The sequence below is a fragment of the Haliea sp. E1-2-M8 genome (assembly GCF_030649675.1).
In the GTDB taxonomy this organism is placed as follows: Bacteria; Pseudomonadota; Gammaproteobacteria; order Pseudomonadales; family Halieaceae; genus Haliea.
In genome coordinates, this window is sequence record NZ_JAUTDR010000007.1 from 98,122 (window position 1) to 117,440 (window position 19,319).

Consider the following 19,319-nt stretch of genomic DNA (forward strand, 5'->3'; position numbering starts at 1 on the left):
TGACCCCCGTAAAACGGTAAGGGTGACGCAAGACCGGAACAATCTGGTCGTCTGGCGCCGCGAATCGTTGCCGGAGCGCGAGCGGACGGGCAGTATGCCCCAAGGAAATGCCCCGGGCAATGGATTTGCGGTAAAACTTAGGTCAGATTTGTTACCGAAAGAAGCACTGCAGATGGAGGTAACAGATACGATGTGTGAGTACTCGCCAACCCCGTAGGCGCTATTTATACGTATGCTCTTCCTGCGGGTAGGCGCCTGACTTCACTGCGGCGACAAATGCCTGCAGCGCGGCCTGGATACTGTCATTACCCTGCATGAAGTTCTGCACGAAACGTGCGCTGTGGCTGGACAGCCCCAGCATGTCGTGCAGCACCAGGACCTGGGCGTCGGTGCCGGGCCCGGCGCCGATGCCAATCACCGGGATGTCGAGCTTTTCGCTGATGTCCGTGGCCAGGGGCGCGGGAACACACTCCAGTACCAGCAGGCTGGCGCCGGCGTCCTGGATTTCCACGGCATCAGCCAGGATTGACTTGGCTTCCTTGGGGGTGCGGCCCTGCACCCTGAAACCGCCGATCGCGTTTACCGACTGCGGGGTTAGACCCAGGTGGGCGCAGACGGGTATGCCGCGCTCCACCAGCATGGAAATGGTATCCGACAGCCAGGTGCCGCCCTCGATCTTGACCATCTGCGCGCCCGCGCGCATCAGGCGCGCGGCATTGACCATGGTCACCTCCGGGGTGGCGTGGCCCATGAAGGGAAGGTCGGCGATTACCAGCGAATCGGGCCCGCCGCGACACACGCACTCGGTGTGATAAACCATGTCATCCACGGTAACCGGAATAGTGCTGTCGTGGCCCTGCAGCACCATTCCCAGAGAGTCGCCGACGAGAATGGTCTCCGCGCCCGCTGCCGAGACCAGGCGGGCAAAGGTGGCATCATAAGCCGTAATACAGACGAACTTCTCGCCCGCCGCTTTCAACTTGTCCAGGGTGCTGATGGTGATTTTGCCCATGCGACGCATTATCCAAAGAACGTGGGATTGAAGTAGTGGCGGCCGCTGCGGATATCCAGCAAATAGTCGACCAGATGCAGGTAATCCTGCTCGTCGTTGGCGAGATCTATCTCGCTGGCATTGACGATCAGTAACGGGGCATCATCGTAATACAGAAAAAACTCACTGTACACTTCGTTCAGGCGCTCCAGATAGTCGCGTTCAATGGCCTTTTCGTGGGCGATTCCGCGGGCATATATCCGGTCCAGGAGAACGTCGGTGGGCGCCTGCAGGTACACCACCAGATCGGGCCGTGGCGGCTCGATCAGCAACTGCTGGTAGACCTTCTGGTAGAGCCGGTATTCGTCGCTATCCAGGTTGACGCGGGCGAACAGGGGATCCTTCTCGATCAGGAAATCCGCCACCAGCACGGGCGCGAAAATGTCTTTTTGCCGCAGATCCTCAATCTTTTGCGCCCGCTGGAACAGGAAAAACAGCTGGGTCGCCAGCGCGGCCTGGCGCCGGTTGCGGTAGAAGCGTTCCAGGAACGGATTGTGGTCCGCGTCTTCCAGCAGGGTGTCGTGGCCAAAGGTGGCAGCCAGACGGCGGGCGAGAGTGGTCTTGCCCACCCCGATTGGGCCTTCCACGGCAATATAGGGCGGCGGGCTGCGGCCTTTCAGGTCAACGCCGGTGGGCTGATTGTCTGCGTTCAAGGCCAGAGCTCCGGTCAGTGCTGCGGGTGATAATCGAGTGTGATGCCGCTGTCCGCAAGCCCGTCCGCGGGGCAGTTGGACAGCAGGGCCGCCAGCGTCTCCCCTGAAGGGAGGACAAAGTCGGCAGCACAGAGTTCGGCGAGAGGATAAAGGACGAAGTGGCGCTGCGCCATCGCCGGGTGCGGCACCTGTAGCCTGGGCGAGCAGATCTGTTGGTCGCCGTACAGCAGGAGGTCCAGATCCAGGGTGCGTGGCCCCCAGTGGATAGCACGCTCCCGGCCCTGGGCGTGTTCGATTGCCTGCAAGCGGTCCAGCAGGGTCTCTGCCGGCAGCGAGGTGTCGATGGCCACCACTGCGTTGAGATAGTCGGGCTGCGGGCCAGGACCGACGGCGGCGCTGCGCACCACCGATGAGCCGGCGATAATCCGAATCTGCGTCTCCGCAGCCATGGCGTCAGCGGCAGCCTGCAGCTGACGCGCCGGATTCTCGAGGTTGCTGCCCAGCGCGATGTAGGCGACCGGCATCAGGACGTTGCGGGACGCCGCTTGCGCGGGCGGCGCCGACGCGGGCGGCCACCTGCGCCATCGCCTGCCTCTTCACTGTCGCTGTCAAGCATGGGCAGGTTCTGGTTCTCCGGCAGGGTCTGGAGTTCGGTCCAGAAAGCGCCCACATCCCCGGTTTCCTCGCCAACCTGCTCGCGCAGCAGCAGGAAATCGTAGGCGGCGCGGAAGCGGCGGTTCTGCAGCAGTTCCCGGGCCTTGCGGCTGTTGCCCCGTTGCAGGCGCAGCTGGAACTCCCAGATCTCGCGCATCGGCATGCTGAAGCGGCGGGGGATGGACAGGGTCTGCAGGGCGCTGGCGATAACCTGCTGGGCGGCATTGTGCATGGCTGTCATGGGCGGATCGCCGCGGTCGCGCAACTGCTCCGCGAGGCGGTCGGTCACCGGCCACAGCAGGGCTGCCAGCAGGAAGGCAGGAGTGACCGGCTTGCCCTCCTGGATGCGCTGGTCAGTGCTGCGCATCGCGGCCTGTACCAGGGCCATGGCCACGCTGTCCTGGCGGATTTCGTAGTCGCTGTCCGGGAACAGATAGCGCAGCAGGTCGTTCTCCATGAGCTGTTCCAGGGTGCGTTCGGCGTAGCCGGAAAAGAACAGCTTGAGGAATTCGTCGAACAGGCGCGCGGAGGGAATCTCGCGCAGCAGGTGGGCGCAGCGCGGGATGGCGGTTGCGGTCTCGTCCTCGATAGTGAATTCCAGCTTGGCGGCAAACCGCGCCGCCCGCAGCATGCGCACGGGATCCTCGCGGAAGCGGACCTCCGGCTCGCCGATGATGCAAACGCTGCGCTGTTCCAGGTCCTGCATGCCGTGAACGTGGTCATAGACGGCGAAGTTTGCGGCGTCGTAGTAGAGGGCATTGACCGTGAGATCGCGGCGCACGGCATCTTCTTCCAGCGTGCCGAACACGTTGTCGCGCAGCAAGAGGCCCTGGTCGGACTGGTGCGACGCCTTGCCGCGGCCGGAAGCCGGTTCGCTGTCATGGTGACCGCGGAAGGTGGTCACTTCTATGACTTCACGTCCGAAGCGCACATGCACGATGCGGAAGCGCCGGCCAATGATGCGTGAGTTGCGGAAGATGGCGTGTACTTCCTCCGGCGTGGCATCGGTGGCGATGTCGAAGTCCTTGGGGTGGCCGCCCAGCAGCAGGTCGCGTACGGCGCCGCCGACAAGATAGGCCTGGTGATCACTGCTGCGCAGCCGCGCCATGACCTTGAGCGCTCCGTCGCTAATGTTCTTGCGGGATATGCAGTGCTGATCCCTGGGGATGACCTTCAAACGATGTTTGCCTTGTGCGAAACGAAAATCAGGGCGCAGTTTAACACAATGGCTCGTTTTCGGTGTGGTGGGAGATAGCTTGAAAGCAAGTGACAGGGAAGACATATGTCTTCCCCATCCAGGTCTCAGTGGATCGTTATTGTTATCCGGGCAATGCTATTGTTGTTGTGTTAGCCGTCAGGCCTGAAATTGAGGGGGAAGGATTCTTCCCCGTCCAGGTCCATAGTTTTGCTCTGTTATTGTTATTACGGCTTTGGTGTTATTTTTATTGTTGTTGCCACCTGTATTACTGCAGAGCCCGTGCCAATTAACTAATAATCTTTAACAATCAGTGGGTTAGCGGAAAAATGAGGGTTTTGGGCACGCCTAATTTCCATTAGTTGTTACGCTTCTACTCCGCTTGGTGTTACACCGCACGAAAGTGGTAACGCTCAGGGTGCCGCTTTTCGGCGCCGGCTGCTGCTGCCCGCGCTTTTTTTGCGGGGAATTTCGAAGCGCTGACGGCGCTCCCAGAGGCACTTGCGACTGATGCCCAGCTTCTGGGCCAGTTCTGTCTCGCTCATGGAGTCCTGGTGTTCCAGCACGAAGCGCTGGAAGTAATCTTCCAGCGACAGATCCTCGGCGGGATCCGAGGTGATGCTGCGCGGGGTATGCATCGCGGGTAACTGTATGCTGTGACTGCCATGTCCCCGAATCCGGTTGATATTCACCAGTTCCAGGTCTATCCCCAGGGCTTCGTTGTCAATTTCGCTGCTTTCCGACAACACCACCGCACGCTCAATGGCATGCTCCAGTTCCCGTACGTTGCCCGGCCACTGGTAGGTGGTAATCGCCTGGATGGCCCGGGGAGACAGCTCCATGGTGCCCTTGCCCAGGCGCTCGGCCTGCACCTGCAACATCTTCTCCGCCAGGTGCAGAATATCCTTGCCGCGCTCGCGCAGCGGCGGCAGTTGCAGGCGCAGCACATTGATCCGGTAGTAAAGATCCTGGCGGAACAGGCCCTCTGCCGACAGTACATGCAGATTGCGGTGAGTGGCGCAGATCAGGCGGACATTGACTTTGCGCGAGTGCACCGAGCCGATGCGGCGGATTTCCCCCTCCTGGATGAAGCGCAGCAGACGTGCCTGCGCCTCCATCGGCAACTCCCCGATTTCGTCCAGGAACAGGGTGCCGCCGTCGGCGGCTTCGATCAGGCCCATGCGGCTGGCATTGGCGCCGGTGAAGGCGCCTTTTTCGTAGCCGAAAAGTTCCGATTCGATCAGGGTGTCGGGAATCGCGGCGCAGTTCACGCAGATCAGGGTCTTGTCGACACGCTTGCTGTGCTGGTGGACACTGCGGGCAACCAGCTCCTTGCCGGTCCCGGTCTCGCCCAGTACCAACACCGTGGAATCGGTGGGGGAGACTTTGCGAATGTGCTCGGACAGGGTCACCATCGCGGAACAATTGCCGATGATGCCGGTCACCCGGTCGGCAGCACCACCGCTGGCAGCGGGTTCGCCCCCGCGGGTGGGGTGGTCGGCGATAATCCGCTCCACGGCAGCGACCATGTCGCTATGGTCAAAAGGTTTCGCGATATAGTCGACGGCGCCCATGCGCATGGAATCCACCGCCGAGCGCAGGCTGGCGTAGCTGGTCATGATCAGCACCGGCACGTCGCCGGCTTTCTTGATCAGGTCGGTGCCCGGTGCCCCGGGCAGGCGCAGGTCGGAAATGATGAGATCGAAATCGGTCAGGCTGTGCTTGGATTCGGCTTCCTGTACCGACGCGGCCTCCGCGACCTGGTAGTTATGGCGCTCCAGCAGGCGCCGCAGGGCGGTCCTGATGACCGACTCGTCTTCCACCACCAGTATCTGTTGCATGCAGTGTTACCTCTCGGCCGCTGGATGCCCAACATACTCCTGTGCGTCTCATTTTTCCAGTCAGAACAGGGGCTTGTACCTGTCACCCCGGGTTACACCTGGAACTCGTTACGGTAACTGCACAGCGGCAGTTGCAATATGACCCGGGTACCCGGACGCTCCGGCGGTCCCACCGGGCTCTGGATCTGGACGCTGCCAGCCATGTCTTCCATGATGCTGTAGACGAGCGCGAGGCCCAGTCCGGTACCTTCGCCCGGTTCCTTGGTGGTGAAAAAGGGCTCGAAGACCTGGCTCTGTATGTCCGCGGGAATGCCGCTGCCCTCGTCCTCCACCTCAATTACTACCCTGTCCCGGCTGTTGCTGGCGCGTACCAGTACCCGGGCTCCGGGTTCGCTGGCATCGCGGGCATTGCCCAGCAGGTTGACGAAGACCTGCAGCAGACGCTGGGCATCGGCCAGTACCAATACCTCGCGGTCGCAGTGGTTGTCGAATTGCAGTGGCCTTGCCTGATGGTCCAGCTGTAGCAGGTGGACGGCCTCGTCCACGCAGTCCGCAAGATTGCAGGGCTCCAGGTGGACGTCCCCGGTGCCGGAGCCGATATGGGAGAAATTCACCAGTGAGTCCACGATCCGGCTGATGCGACCGGTCTGCTTCAGAATATCCCGGGCGGTATCCTGTACCTCGGCGGGATCCTCCACAAACTCCAGGTTTTGCGCCAGGCAGGCGATACCGGTGATCGGGTTGCCAATCTCGTGCGCGACACCGGCTGCGAGACGGCCAATGGAGGCCAGGCGTTCGCTGTGCAGAAGTTCCTGCTCCAGCCGCTCGTAGTCGGAGATATCCTCCACCAGCAGGAGCTGGTCGCCATCCGGATCGCCGCCGGCGCTGGCCTTGTGCAGGCTGATCCAGCGCGAGAGCCCGTCACCCAGGGCAACCTCCCGCTTCAATATGGTGTCCGCGTCTTCGCGCAGGAAATCGTCAATAATCTGGCGCCAGGGTGAGGGCAGAGAGTCGAGCACAGAACCCAGTACCGCGGAGGAGGGGATGTCGGTAATCCGCTGCATACTGCGGTTCCACAGCAGTAGCTCGCCGTCGGGCGCCAGCGAACAGACGCCGATGGGCAGGTTGTCCAGGGTCTGCCGATAGTGCCGGCGCAGGTTGTCCAGCTCCGCGGCCAGGCCGGTGAACTGGCCGCCGACCTGATCCAGCCGGCGTTCAATCAGGAAAATGTCCTCCGCGCTGCCGCCGGGTTTGGCGGCAAAGGGGATGCAGCGGTTGACGATATTGTAGGCCACCGCCGGTCCCAGCAGCCCCGATAGGTTGGCCTCAATCCGGCCGCGCAGGCGGCGCAGGGCGTAGGGGCGAATTTCGCGCGCGTCAAACTGGAGTTCTTCCAGCGCCCGGGCGACTTCTGAGCGAGCGGTGGCTTCCCCCAGGGACACTGCCAGGCGCTCGCTGAATTCACCGGCGCTGTGCACGGTGAGGGTGCGGCGGGCAGGTCGGTTGAGCACATCCATGGAGCAGATCTCCGCCGCCACCCGTTCCTCCTCGGTGGTCTCGGACAGCAGCGACACACTGATGAACAGGGCCAGGTTGACCCCCAGTGCCGCCAGGCTGGCCACTGCCCAGGCATTGTCACTGCTGGTAAACCAGTGCCCGGCCGCCAGTGCCAGCCAGTCCGGCTGCGGGATGCCCAGCGCGGGCAGTAGCAACAGCAGGAACCAGGCCGCCAGGCCACCGACCAGGCCGCTGACAAGTCCCTTGCGATTGGCGCCGGCCCAATAGGGGGTGGCGACGATGCACGGCAAGAATTGCAGGGTACCGGCAAAGGCCACCAGACCGAGCTGAGCCAGGCTCTGTTTGCCGTTGACCGCCATGAAAAAACCGTAGCCGGCGCCGATGAGCAGGGTGATCAGGCCGCGCCGCAGCCACTTGAGCTGGTCGTAGAGGCTCTGGTCCGCGCGAATCTGCAGCAACTGCCGGGGCAGGATGAGGTGATTCAGGCACATGTTGGCCAGCGCCAGGGTGGCTACGATAATGGCGGTGCTGGCGGCGGACAGGCCGGCGACAAAAGCCAGCGCGGCGAAACCCGGGGACTGCAGGCCAATGCCGATGGCGAGCCCGGTGTAGCCTGCCGGCAAATCGTGCTCCAGGCGCATGCCGGCCCAGGCCAGCGGCAGCACCGGCAGGGCCAGTAACAACAGGTACAGCGGCAGCCCCCAGCTGGCGGCGCGCAGGTCCTGTGATTCCTTGTTCTCGGCGAAAGCCATGTGAAAAATGTGTGGCATGCACACGGCGCCGGCGAAGAACACCAGCAGCAGCACCCGGGCCGCATCCCCCGCGACCGGCTGTGCCACCACGTTGCGCGCCTCGGGAGTTGCTGCCAGCCAGGCATTGAGCCCGGCAAAGCCGCCGAAGACTTCGCTCACCGCGATCCACATCATCGCCAGCATGGCCGCGAGCTTGACCAGGGATTCGAACGCCACCGCGGTCACCAGCCCGATGTTGCGCCGCTCGGAGGTCAGGTTGCGGGTCCCGAACAGGATAGAGAAGACGATAATGATCACGCAGAATATCAGTGCCAGGGTGTCCTGGCGCTGGGCAGCCGGCATCAGCCGGTCCGGGGCGCCGGCGAGGATGTGGATGCTGTCCGCCACGGCCTGGATCTGCAGGGCCAGCAGCGGCATCAGGGTCAGGCACATGGCCAGCGTGACCGCGGCCCCTACCCGGTGGCTGCGAAACCGAAATGTCAGTACGTCGGCCAGGGAAGCGAGTTGGTACACCCGGCACAGGCGGAGCAAGGGCAGTAACAGCAGGGTGGCCACCAGGAACATGAGCACCACGCCGAGGTAGTACAGGAGATAGCCATAGCCATAGCGATAGGCTAGTTCGAAGATGGCGTTGCTGGCCATGGCTCCGGCAATGACCGCCAGTGACAGCACATAGGTAGCCGGATGATGCGTGACTGCGCGGGGGAGAATGCCGCGCTCGGCCAGGTGTGCAACCAGAAACAGCACCAGCAGGTAGGCGACAATCGCCAGCAGGATTTCCGGCAGGCTAAAGCTCATCCGGGTACCTGCGGAACTGGTTCCACCAGGCCGCGAAAATGGCCGCGAGCCAGAGTAGGAAGGGCCGGTACCAGTCCGATTCCGGCCCCCACAGCCACTGCTCTATCGCCGGTAGAAAAATGAAGGCCAGCCCCATGAGCAGGAGCAGGGCCCGGTTGATGTACATACTGGGTGCCCCCGGCTGCCGTGGCCATGGATACTACTGAAGCACTGTCAGCGGGTAAAGCGCCTCAATGCCCTGCGGTCACCGCCGGCGCCCGGACCAGGTTGAGAGGAGACCAGTGCGCCACAGCAAAGTCCAGCAGTGCCCGGGTGTTGTTGACGCCGGCGGGCGGTGCCGGCTGCCCGAGGTAGTGCAGGGCCAGACGCAGATTGTCCGGCGCCGCGGCATCGTCCAGCGCCGGCGCCAGGTTCTGCTTGCTGAGCTTCTGGCCCGCATTGTCGGCAAGGACCGGGATGTGGGCGTAGCGTGGCCGCGGGTAGCCCAGCAACTGCTGCAACAGGTGCTGGCGCGGGGTCGAATCCAGCAGGTCGGCGCCGCGCACGACATCGGTGATCTCCTGGTAGGCGTCGTCCACCACGACCGCCAGTTGGTAGGCGTAGAGGCCGTCCTTGCGGCGGACCACGAAATCCGTGAGCTGCCGCCCCAGCGGCCAGTGCTGGGGGCCCTGCCAGGGATCCAGCCACTGGCTCTCGAAGTCGGCGGGAACCGCGACCCGCAGTGCGCTGGGGCCGTCGGGGGCCGCCTGCCGACTCCGGCAATCGCGCTGGCAGCTGCCCTCGGGCCCGAGCTCGCGCCGGCTGCAGGCACACGCGAACAGGTGGCCGCCACTGCGCAGTGCGGCCAGCGCGGCATCATAGGCGGCGCTGCGTCGGCTCTGCCAGAGGATGTCCCCATCCCACTGCAGCCCGTGCTGTACCAGGCTGTGGAGGATAGCGGCGGTGGCGCCGGGCTGCTCCCGGGGCGGGTCGATGTCCTCGATACGCAGCAGCCAGAGACCGCCGGCGCTGCGGGCGTGGAGCAGGCTTGCCAGCGCGGCAACCAGGGAGCCCAGGTGTAGCGGGCCGGTGGGGGACGGGGCAAACCGCCCGCGGTAGTTTCCGGGTCGGGTCGGGGCCATCAGCAAAGGCGGGCGGTTTCACTACCGGCCGCCACGGGATTCAGCCCTTTTCCTGTTTTTCCTTGATTTCATCGAGTGTTTTGCAGTCGATGCAGAGGGTGGCGGTGGGGCGTGCTTCCAGGCGCTTGATACCGATCTCCACGCCGCAGGCGTCGCAGAAGCCGTAATCGTCCTGGTTGATGCGCTCGACGGTGACGTCGATTTTCTTGATCAGTTTGCGTTCGCGGTCACGGGTGCGCAGTTCCAGGCTGAATTCTTCCTCCTGGGTGGCGCGATCGGCCGGATCCGGAAAGTTGGCGGCCTCGTCTTTCATATGGGTGACGGTCCGGTCCACTTCCTGCATCAACTCCGACTTCCAGTTGCGCAGGATCTTGCGGAAGTGCTCCCGCTGACCTTCGCTCATGTACTCTTCGCCACGCTTCGGCTTGTAGGGCTCAAAGTTCTTGAACTCGGTGGTCGAAACCGGCGGCGGTGCGCCCCGGGTTTTGGCTTGCGCCTTGATTTCTGCTGCTTTTGGCATCGCTGTAGCCCCATACGGATAGGGTGACATGAAAAAAACCCACCGGAGTGAGTGCGCAGGGCCCGGAGCCCTGCGGCTGAGCGCGGAGAAACTACCAGATATCCTCTGCCTTCGCCACAAAATTCGACGCCGACCGAAGCCCCCGTTGTAACCTCGGCGCTGGCGCTAACAAGCGGGGCCGGGCGTTGCTAGAATGACCGGCACTATTGTTGCTGGAAGATTCTCATGCATGACACTCCGGGCGCCTTGCGCCTTGCCGACCGGGTTGCGGACATTGAGCCCTTTCGCGTGGTCGAGGTGCTGAACCGGGCCACGGAACTGGCGGCCGCGGGTCGTGACATCGTCCACCTGGCCGCGGGTGCCCCCGACTTTACCACTGCGGCACCGATTGTCGAGGCCGGCCGCCAGGCGCTTGCGGACGGCCATACCCACTACTCCCAGGCGGCTGGCTTGCCAGCCCTGCGGCAGGCGCTGTCGCAACACTATGCAACCGAATACGGGCTGAACATTGCGCCCTCGCGTATCTTTGTCACTCCGGGCGCCTCCGGTGCGCTGCTATTGTTGAGCGCGTTGCTGCTGAACCCCGGCGATGGCATGCTGCTGACGGATCCCGGCTATCCCTGCAACCGGCATTTCATGCGCCTGGTTGAAGGCCGCGGCCAGCTGGTGCCGGTGGACGCCAGTACCCGGTTCCAGCTTACTGAGGAACTGGTTGCGGCGCATTGGCGCACAAACACGGTGGGTGCCATGGTGGCCTCGCCTGCCAATCCCACCGGCACCTCTCTCAGCCTGGCGGAGTTGGCTTCGCTGGCGGCTGCGGTACGCGCCCGCGGCGGTAACCTCATCGTCGACGAGATCTACCATGGCCTCGGCTACGACGGCCCCACACGCTCGGTACTGGAGGTGGATCCGCAGGCATTTGTGGTCAACAGCTTCTCCAAGTATTTTGGTATGACAGGCTGGCGCCTGGGCTGGCTGGTGGCACCGGAGGCGGCGATTCCGGGGCTGGAAAAGCTGGCCCAGAACCTCTTCATATCCATGTCCACCATGGCCCAGCACGCCGCCCTGGCCTGTTTCGAGCCGGCGACCCGCGAGATCCTCGACCAGCGCCGCGATATTTTCCGCCAGCGACGGGATTTTCTGCTGCCGGCACTGGCGAACCTGGGGCTGGACATTCCCTGCCGGCCGGACGGTGCCTTCTATATCTATGCCGACGCATCCCGCTTTACCGACGACAGCCAGGCATTCTGCTGGCGCCTGCTGGAGGAGCACGGGGTAGCGCTTACGCCGGGCATCGATTTTGGCCACGTGCGCGCCAATGAGCACATCCGCTTTTCCTACGCCACCAGCATGGAGCGGCTGGAGGAAGCGGTGGCGCGGCTGGCCCGGGTGCTGGCCTGATGCAGTTCGGGCCGTTGCTCGAAGGCCGCCTGCTGCGCCGCTACAAACGTTTCCTGGCGGATGTGGAGCTGGCCGACGGCGCAGTGCTCACCGCCCACTGCCCGAATACCGGCGCCATGACCGGCTGTGTCGAAGAGGGAGCCGCGGTCTGGCTGTCGCATAGGGAAGATCCGAAGCGCAAGTACGCGCACACCTGGGAGCTGGTGGCGACTTCCCGCGGCATGGCCTGCATTCACTCCGCTCTGGCCAACAAGGTGGTGCGCGAGGCCTTCGCGGCAGGGCGTATCCCCGGCCTCGAAGGCTACCCGGACCTGCGCGGCGAGGTCAGGTACGGCGCCAACAGCCGCGCCGACCTGCTGCTCACCGGTTCCGCGGGCCGTGTTTTCGTCGAGGTCAAATCGGTTACCCTGTGCCGCGAAGGCGGCCAGGGACTGTTCCCGGACGCGGTCAGCGAGCGCGGGCGCAAGCACCTGCTGGAACTACAGCAGGTGCTGGATGCAGGGACGCGCAGTGTACTGTTCTTCTGTGTATTGCATGCGGGTATCAACCGGGTGAGTGCGGCGGGGGAGATCGACCCGGCCTACCGCGACGCCCTGGCCTCGGCGCAGGCTGCAGGAGTCGAGGTGCTGGCCTGGCGCGCTGCGGTGTCACCGGCGGGACTGGTACTGGAACAGCCGCTGCCGTTCAGCCTGGACCCGGTATGAATACGGGATACTGCCGATGCTGACTCTCGACCAGATCACCGGCCGCGATGCTGCACACCTGGTGGCAGTGGCGGGCGGACATCGGCTGCAAGCCGAGGCCGCGGCAGCATTCGCGCGCCTGCAGGTGGCGGCCGCAGACGCCGGATTCCAGCTGGCTGTTGCCAGCAGCTACCGCTCCTATGAGCGCCAGCGCGTAATCTGGAATGGCAAGGCTGCGGGCGAGCGCCCGGTGCACAACGATGCCGGCAACCCGGTCGCTATCCTGGCGCTGCCCGCCGTCGAACGCATTCGCGCGATACTGCGGTTCTCGGCATTGCCCGGGACCTCCCGCCACCACTGGGGCACGGATCTGGATGTCTACGATGCGGCGGCGGTAGCAGCGGATTATGCGCCGCAGCTTAGCCCCCGGGAAGTGGCGCCCGGCGGCCTCTTCGACCCGCTGCATTGCTGGCTGGATGCGCGCATGGCCGCGGGAGAATCACACGGTTTTTACCGCCCCTATGGCGTTGATCGCGGCGGGGTGGCGCCTGAACGCTGGCACTTGAGCTACGCACCGTTGGCGGTCACCTGCGCCGGGCGGCTAAGCGAAGATCTGCTGCGGATGTGCTGGGACTGTGATTCGGAGCCGCTGTTGCTGCGAAAGGAGCTGGAAGTCAGGCTGCCAGAGCTGCTGGCGCAATATGTGGAAGTGCCGCTGGACTGGTGTCCGGCGCAGTAGCGAGGAGTAGCGAGGAGTAGCGGGGAGTGTTGAGGAGCGGGGCGCGACCAGCGGCCGGCCCCGATAGCTGGCTAGCGTTCGATCATGGAGGTTTCGTCGAAGTTGCGCACGGCTTCGAGGATGGCATGCCGCGCCTCGTCGGCGGTGCCCCAGCCTTCGATCTTGACCCACTTGCCCTGTTCCAGATCCTTGTAGTGTTCGAAGAAATGCTGGATCTGCTGCAGCAGCAGGGGTGGCAGGTCGGTGGCTTCCACGATGTCCTTGGAGGCCTTGCTCAGCTTGTTGGTGGGAACTGCGATCAGCTTGGCATCGCCGCCAGCCTCATCCGACATGTGCAGGATACCTACCGGGCGGCAGGGAATGACGCAGCCGCTGATGACCCTGTGGGGAGTATGCACCAGCACATCCAGCGGGTCGCCGTCGTCGGCCAGGGTGTTGGGAATATAGCCGTAGTTGCAGGGATAGAACATGGCCGCCGTCATGAAGCGGTCGACGGTGATGGCGCCGCTTTCGTGATCCACTTCGTACTTGACAGGATCAGAGTGGGCGGGGACTTCGATAATGACATTGATTTCGTCGGGAATGTTGTTCCCGGCTGGCACAAGGTTAAGGCTCATGGGTATTCCTGTGATGAAGGGTTGCTGTTTGGGGCGCGGAGTATAGCAGGCTATGTCTAAACCTTGAACGCTGTCTTCAGCTTGCGCGGTACCGCCACCAGCTTCAGCCGGGTATAGACGGGCAGGCCCTTGCGGTACTGCGGATAGGCCTCGCCAACGATCAGCGGCGCGAGGTAGTCGCGCGCTTTCTTGGTGATGGCAAACCCGTCCCGGGAAATGAAATCCCGGGGCATTTTCCGCTCCCGGTTGGCCACATTCTGTAGCGGCGCCTCGCCGATATGCCAGCTGTAGCGCTTGCCCTTGCCGCGCTGGATCGCGGGCATGACCGCGTTCTTGCCCTGCAGGGCAAACTCCACCGCCGCCTTGCCGACCGCGTAGGCCTGGTCGACGTCGGTCTGGGACGCGATGTGGCGCGCGGAGCGCTGCAGGTAGTCGGCTACCGCCCAGTGGTACTTGTAGCCCAGTTCGCTCTTCACCATATCGGCCAGCGCCGGGGCCAGCCCGCCGAGCTGGCTGTGGCCAAAGGCGTCGGTGAGACCGGACTCGGACAGGAAGCGGCCCTCGGCATCCTGGGTCCCCTCCGAGGCGACGATCACGCAGTAGCCGTGACGTTTGACCGTGCGCTGGACCCGGGCCAGGAACCGCTTGCGGTCAAAGGCCACCTCCGGAAACAGGATCATGTGGGGTGCATCTCCGTCCTGCTCGGCGGCCAGCCCAGCTGCCGCCGCAATCCAGCCCGCGTGGCGGCCCATCACTTCGAGAATGAACACCTTGGTCGAGGTCGCGCACATGGACGCCACGTCCAGCGCCGCTTCCCGGGTGGATATGGCAACGTACTTGGCGACCGAACCAAACCCCGGGCAGGTGTCGGTCAGGGGCAGGTCGTTGTCGATGGTCTTGGGAATGTGAATCGCCTGTAGCGGATAGCCCATGGATTCACTGAGTTGGGAAACCTTGAGGCAGGTGTCGGCGGAGTCGCCGCCGCCGTTATAGAAAAAGTAGCCGATGTTGTGCGCTTTGAACACTTCGATCAGGCGCTCGTATTCCGCCCGGTTTTCCTGCGGGTTCTTCAGCTTGTGGCGACAGGAGCCGAAGGCGCCGGCCGGGGTGCTGAGCAAGCCGTGAATTGCTGTCTTGCTCTCCTTGCTGGTGTCGATCAGGTCTTCGCGCAGGGCGCCGATGATGCCGTTGCGGCCGGCGTAGACCTTGCCTATCTTGCCGCGGTGAGCGCGGGCGGTTTCAATGACGCCACAGGCAGAGGCATTGATAACTGCGGTGACACCACCGGACTGGGCGTAAAAGGCGTTTTTGGCTGGCATAAAAAGTCCGTCTCCGGCCGGGGCCCGGATGGTTGGGCACAGGGGCGTTTTATGAGCGGACAATGATACGTCAAAGTAGCGAGCTTGTAGACGGTGATGGGCAGTATTACCGCCGGTTACTGCGGCCTGCGGAAGCTGCGTGCTAAACTCGCCGCCTTCGCAACAGGGAGCGAACCTTGAACGGCCACATACATATTCTCGGCATTTGCGGTACCTTCATGGGCGGTATCGCCCTGCTGGCGCGTGAGCTTGGCTACCGGGTGACCGGCTCCGACGCCAACGTCTACCCGCCCATGAGCACCCAGCTGGAGGCGGCGGGTATTACGCTGGCCGAGGGCTATGTCGCCGCGCACCTGCAGCCCGCGCCGGACGTCGTGGTGGTGGGTAACGCCATGACCCGCGGCAATCCGGCGGTGGAATACATGCTCAATGCCGGCCTTGCCTATACCTCGGGCCCACAGTGGCTGGCGGAGAACGTGCTGCGGGACAAGTGGGTGTTGGCGGTCGCCGGCACCCACGGCAAGACCACTGCCAGCAGTCTGCTGGCGTGGATCCTGGAGTATGCCGGCATGGCCCCGGGCTTCCTGATCGGTGGCGTCCCGGCCAATTTCGGGCTCTCGGCCCGCCGCGGCGGCAGCGACTTCTTTGTGGTGGAAGCTGACGAGTACGACACGGCCTTTTTCGACAAACGCTCCAAGTTCGTCCACTACCGGCCGCGCACGCTGGTGGTCAACAACCTGGAGTTTGACCACGCGGATATCTTCCCCGACCTGGCCGCAATCCAGCGCCAGTTCCACCATCTCCTGCGCTGTGTCCCGGGGGAGGGCCTGGTGGTTCATCCCCCGGGCGTCGCGGCGATCGATGAAGTCCTGGCAATGGGTTGCTGGACGCCGACACAGAGCTTCGGTATTGGCGTGGCAGCGGACTGGGCCGGGGAACTTCGGACGGCCGGTGCCGCCAGTTTCACTGTGACCGCGCCGGACGGTGGCAGCGGTGATGTCGAATGGGGCTTTCTGGGCCGGCACAACGCCGAGAATGCGCTGGCTGCGATCGCGGCCGCGCATCACGTGGGGGTGCCGCTGGAACACGCGGTCGCCGCAGTGCGCGCGTTTCGCGGCGTCAAGCGCAGGCTGGAATTGCTGGGGCAGGTTGGCGGGATAACGGTCTATGACGACTTTGCCCACCACCCCACGGCGATTGCCACGACCCTGCAGGGCCTGCGCGCCAGCAGCCCCGAGGGGCGGGTGATCGCCCTGATTGAGCCGCGCTCCAATACCATGCGTATGGGTGAGCATAGGGCGCGATTGGCCGAGTGCATCCGTGAAGCCGACCAGGTGTACTGGTTCCAGCCCGCGGGCATGAACTGGTCGCTGGAAGCGATGATTGCCGGCAGTCCGGTTCCGGCAAGTCTCAGCACCGATGTCGGGCAGCTGGCACGGCAGGTCACACAACAGGCGCGACCCGGTGACCGGGTCGTCATCATGAGCAACGGGGGTTTCGGTGGCATCCACCAGATCCTGCTCGACGAATTGAATGCGGCGAATTCCTGATGGTTTCACACCCTTTACTCAAAATTTACGATGCCCTCGTGTTGCGGCGCCCCTTTGTCTCGCTGGCGCTGGTGGCGCTGCTGCTGATTGCCAGTGTCAGCCAGCTCCCCAAGTTGAAGCTGGACGCTTCCGCCGACTCTTTGATGTTGCAGGGTGACCCGGCCCTGGATTTTTTCCGCGAGGTATCCGAGGAGTACAGCGCCGAGGATTTCATGCTGCTCACCTGGCAGCCACAGGCGCCCCTGTTCAGCGACGAGTCACTGCTGCCGCTGCGGCGGATGGCCGATGAACTGCGCGAGCTGCCCGGGGTGTCCTCGGTAGTCACCGTGTGGGACGTGCCGCTACTGGAGAGCCCGCCGGTCAGCCTGTCCGACATCACCTCCGGTGAGCCGCTGCCGAGCCTGAAAGACCCGGGAATCGACCGTGAGCTGGCGCTGCAGGAATTCACCACCAGCCCTATTTACGCTGAACTGTTAGTCAGTCGCGAAGGCGATCTCACCGCCGTGCAGGTCAATCTGCAGCGGGACGAGCGCTACTTTGAACTCCTGCAGAAGCGGGACAGGCTGCGGCAGAAGGACGCGGAGGGAACACTGTCCGACGCCGAGGCGCAATCGCTGGAGGAGGTTGAGGCTGCCTTCAAGGCCCACACGGCGCAGGCACTGGAGGCGCAGAGCGCGCTGGTGCAGTCGGTGCGTGGTATCGCGGATGACTATCGCAGCCACGCCAGGATTTTCGTCGGCGGTGTACCGATGATCACCGCCGACATGGTGAGTTTTGTACGCAGCGACCTGATGTTGTTTGGCAGTGCGATCCTGGGAGTGATGCTGCTGGTACTGGGGGTCATTTTCCGCCGCGTGCGCTGGACCGTGATTCCGCTGGCGACCTGCGTGGCGACCTCTACGGTTATGTTGGGTCTGCTCGCGTTCCTGGACTGGCGGATGACGGTCATCTCCTCCAACTTCGTGGCGGTGCTGCTCATCATCAGCCTCGCCATCGCTATCCACCTGGTGGTGCGCTACCGCGAACTGCATGCCGAGCATCCCGAGTGGAGTGTGCACGATCGTGTCCTGCAGACAGTGGCGCTGATGGCGGTACCCTGTGTCTACACCGGGATCACGACCATTGTCGCCTTCATGTCCCTGGTGGTGTCGGGGATCCAGCCGGTCATCGATTTCGGCTGGATGATGACCGTGGGTATCGTGGTGGCACTGGTGCTGGCCTTTGTCCTGGTGCCCTGCCTCACCGAGGTATGGCCGCAAGGGCGGCCCTTTGTTTATAAAAAAGAACACCAGCCGCTGACGGTCTACTTTGGTCGTGCTACGGAGCACTTCGGCACGACCATCCTGGTGGGCACCGCGGTCATCCTCGGCCTGACCGTGCTGGGTATCTCGCGCCTGCAGGTAGAGAACCGTTTTATCGACTACTTCAAGGAAACCACCGAGATCTATCAGGGCATGGAGCTGCTGGACTCCCGGCTCGGCGGGACCATCCCGCTGGATATTATCCTCTCGCCACCCGACAGCGATGCACCGCTGCCAGGCCTGGAGAATCTCGACGCCGCCACCGACGCCCCTGCAGAGGATGACCCGTTTCTGTCAGAGGACGATGGCTTCGGGGCTGACGAGGGCTTTGCCAGCGAAGACGCTGCCAGCGACGACTTCGCCGACGACGGTTGGGACGACGACTTCAGCGCTGATTTCGACAGCTTCAGCACGGGCGAGGACAGCTTCACACCCAGCTACTGGTTCAGCCTCGAGGGCATGCGTATTCTCGACCGGGCGCACAGGCATGTCGACCAGCAGGAGGAGACCGGCAAGGTCCTGTCCCTGTCCACCACCTTCGCGGTAATCAAGGACCTTTTGGGCGATGATATCGGCAGCGTGGAGCTGGCCCTGGTGCAGAAGAGCTTGCCGCAGGATGTCGCAGAACTGATGGTGGAACCGTACTTCTCCGAGGACCAGGAGCAGGCGCGCATCTCCGCGCGCGTGATGGAAACCAGTGAGCAGTTGCGGCGCAATGCCTTCCTGGAGCGGCTGCACGACGAGCTGGTGGAAGTGACTGGCCTGGAGCCGGAACAGATCCAGTTCACCGGCATGCTGGTGCTGTACAATAACGTGCTGCAGAGCCTGTTCAGGTCCCAGATTCTTACCCTGGGCGTGGTTTTTGTGGCTATCCTCGCCATGTTCCTGCTTTTGTTCCGCTCCCTGTCACTGGCATTTATTGCGCTCGCCCCGAACATTGTAGCCGCCGGCCTGGTGCTGGGGGTGATGGGCCTGGCCGGCATTCCCCTGGACATCATGACCATTACCATCGCCGCGATCGTGGTCGGTATCGGTGTGGATGACTGTATCCATTATGTGCACCGGTTCATGCGCGAGTTTCCCAAGGACCGCAATTATCTGGCCACCATGCACCGCTGCCATTACAGCATCGGCCGGGCCATGTACTACACCACGATAACGGTGGTGATCGGCTTCTCCATGCTGACCGTGTCGAATTTCAAGCCGAGCATCTATTTCGGCCTGCTGACCGTGCTGGCCATGATCGCGGCCGTTGTCGGTGCCCTGCTGCTGTTGCCCAAGCTGATTCTGGTGCTGCGGCCGCTCGGCCCCGAGGGCGAGCCCTCGGCAGAGGGCAGCCGATAGTGGAGTGCCGGGCCGGCTGTGGCGCCTGCTGTGTGGCGCCGTCCATCTCCACGGCCTTTTATGGCATGCCGCAGGGCAAGCCCGCCGGAGTCACCTGCATCCACCTCACCAGCGATCGCCTTTGTGGACTTTTCGGAGATATCCGCAGACCAGCGGTGTGCAACAATTTCCAGGCCGAGTATGCTGTTTGCGGAGATGATCGCGACACCGCGCTGGTGAACCTGCAGCAGTTGGAGATCCTCAGCCGTCCCGATTGAACAGG

17 protein-coding genes are annotated in these 19,319 nt (G+C 63.5%); 6 read left to right on the forward strand and 11 right to left on the reverse strand.

The window, feature by feature from the left end:
* Positions 1-220 precede the first annotated feature (220 nt).
* From panB to dksA, 9 genes are all read right to left on the reverse strand, one after another.
* Entirely contained in the window at positions 221-1,012 is a 792-nt protein-coding gene (gene panB / locus Q6D67_RS07675; protein WP_304705008.1) for a 3-methyl-2-oxobutanoate hydroxymethyltransferase, read from the reverse strand.
* Between the two features lie 8 nt (positions 1,013-1,020).
* A complete protein-coding gene (locus Q6D67_RS07680; protein WP_304705009.1) occupies positions 1,021-1,704 on the reverse strand; it encodes a deoxynucleoside kinase in 684 nt (227 codons plus the stop codon).
* Positions 1,705-1,718: 14 nt separating this feature from the next.
* Positions 1,719-2,228: a 2-amino-4-hydroxy-6-hydroxymethyldihydropteridine diphosphokinase gene (folK, locus tag Q6D67_RS07685; protein WP_304705010.1), complete on the reverse strand. Its 510-nt coding sequence runs from the start codon at positions 2,226-2,228 to the stop codon at positions 1,719-1,721.
* A complete protein-coding gene (pcnB, locus tag Q6D67_RS07690) occupies positions 2,228-3,535 on the reverse strand; it encodes a polynucleotide adenylyltransferase PcnB (protein ID WP_304705011.1) in 1,308 nt (435 codons plus the stop codon). The genes folK and pcnB overlap by 1 nt, the downstream gene beginning before the upstream one ends.
* A 431-nt stretch (positions 3,536-3,966) precedes the next feature.
* Positions 3,967-5,394, reverse strand: coding sequence for a sigma-54 dependent transcriptional regulator (locus Q6D67_RS07695; protein WP_304705012.1), 1,428 nt, complete (start codon positions 5,392-5,394; stop codon positions 3,967-3,969).
* 92 nt (positions 5,395-5,486) lie between these two features.
* The gene (locus Q6D67_RS07700) at positions 5,487-8,462 is read right to left on the reverse strand and encodes an ATP-binding protein (RefSeq protein ID WP_304705013.1); all 2,976 of its coding nucleotides are present in this window, start codon (positions 8,460-8,462) and stop codon (positions 5,487-5,489) included.
* Positions 8,452-8,628: a hypothetical protein gene (locus tag Q6D67_RS07705; RefSeq protein WP_304705014.1), complete on the reverse strand. Its 177-nt coding sequence runs from the start codon at positions 8,626-8,628 to the stop codon at positions 8,452-8,454. Before Q6D67_RS07705 ends, Q6D67_RS07700 begins: the two co-directional genes overlap by 11 nt.
* Positions 8,629-8,692: 64 nt before the next feature.
* Positions 8,693-9,583 (reverse strand): tRNA glutamyl-Q(34) synthetase GluQRS, encoded by an 891-nt coding sequence (gene gluQRS, locus Q6D67_RS07710; RefSeq protein ID WP_304705015.1) that lies wholly within the window; start codon positions 9,581-9,583, stop codon positions 8,693-8,695.
* A 40-nt stretch (positions 9,584-9,623) separates the two neighbouring features.
* A complete protein-coding gene (dksA, locus tag Q6D67_RS07715) occupies positions 9,624-10,103 on the reverse strand; it encodes an RNA polymerase-binding protein DksA (protein WP_304705016.1) in 480 nt (159 codons plus the stop codon).
* A gap of 225 nt (positions 10,104-10,328) precedes the next feature.
* Between dksA and Q6D67_RS07720 the strand changes: the two genes are divergently transcribed.
* The 3 genes from Q6D67_RS07720 to Q6D67_RS07730 are packed head-to-tail and all read left to right on the forward strand — an operon-like array spanning position 10,329 to position 12,926.
* Positions 10,329-11,504 carry a pyridoxal phosphate-dependent aminotransferase gene (locus Q6D67_RS07720; RefSeq protein WP_304705017.1) on the forward strand — a complete coding sequence of 392 codons (1,176 nt, stop codon included), beginning with the start codon at positions 10,329-10,331 and terminating at the stop codon, positions 11,502-11,504.
* Positions 11,504-12,208 (forward strand): DNA/RNA nuclease SfsA, encoded by a 705-nt coding sequence (gene sfsA / locus Q6D67_RS07725; RefSeq protein ID WP_370551933.1) that lies wholly within the window; start codon positions 11,504-11,506, stop codon positions 12,206-12,208. The genes Q6D67_RS07720 and sfsA overlap by 1 nt, the downstream gene beginning before the upstream one ends.
* A gap of 16 nt (positions 12,209-12,224) precedes the next feature.
* Positions 12,225-12,926 (forward strand): M15 family metallopeptidase, encoded by a 702-nt coding sequence (locus tag Q6D67_RS07730; protein WP_304705018.1) that lies wholly within the window; start codon positions 12,225-12,227, stop codon positions 12,924-12,926.
* Between the two features lie 71 nt (positions 12,927-12,997).
* Here Q6D67_RS07730 and ppa read toward each other — a convergent pair whose 3' ends face one another.
* Together ppa and Q6D67_RS07740 are read right to left on the reverse strand one after the other, a co-directional pair.
* Positions 12,998-13,543: an inorganic diphosphatase gene (ppa, locus tag Q6D67_RS07735; protein WP_304705019.1), complete on the reverse strand. Its 546-nt coding sequence runs from the start codon at positions 13,541-13,543 to the stop codon at positions 12,998-13,000.
* Positions 13,544-13,599: 56 nt separating this feature from the next.
* The gene (locus tag Q6D67_RS07740) at positions 13,600-14,862 is read right to left on the reverse strand and encodes a 6-phosphofructokinase (protein WP_304705020.1); all 1,263 of its coding nucleotides are present in this window, start codon (positions 14,860-14,862) and stop codon (positions 13,600-13,602) included.
* A 218-nt stretch (positions 14,863-15,080) separates the two neighbouring features.
* On the opposite strand from Q6D67_RS07740, the gene mpl reads away from it, so the two are divergent.
* Genes mpl through Q6D67_RS07755 form a run of 3 tightly spaced genes read left to right on the forward strand, consistent with a single transcriptional unit; the run spans position 15,081 to position 19,314 of the window.
* Positions 15,081-16,412, forward strand: coding sequence for a UDP-N-acetylmuramate:L-alanyl-gamma-D-glutamyl-meso-diaminopimelate ligase (mpl, locus tag Q6D67_RS07745; protein ID WP_370551939.1), 1,332 nt, complete (start codon positions 15,081-15,083; stop codon positions 16,410-16,412).
* A complete protein-coding gene (locus Q6D67_RS07750; RefSeq protein WP_304705022.1) occupies positions 16,412-19,057 on the forward strand; it encodes an RND family transporter in 2,646 nt (881 codons plus the stop codon). The genes mpl and Q6D67_RS07750 overlap by 1 nt, the downstream gene beginning before the upstream one ends.
* Positions 19,057-19,314 (forward strand): YkgJ family cysteine cluster protein, encoded by a 258-nt coding sequence (locus Q6D67_RS07755; RefSeq protein WP_370551934.1) that lies wholly within the window; start codon positions 19,057-19,059, stop codon positions 19,312-19,314. The genes Q6D67_RS07750 and Q6D67_RS07755 overlap by 1 nt, the downstream gene beginning before the upstream one ends.
* The last annotated feature ends 5 nt before the right edge of the window (positions 19,315-19,319 follow it).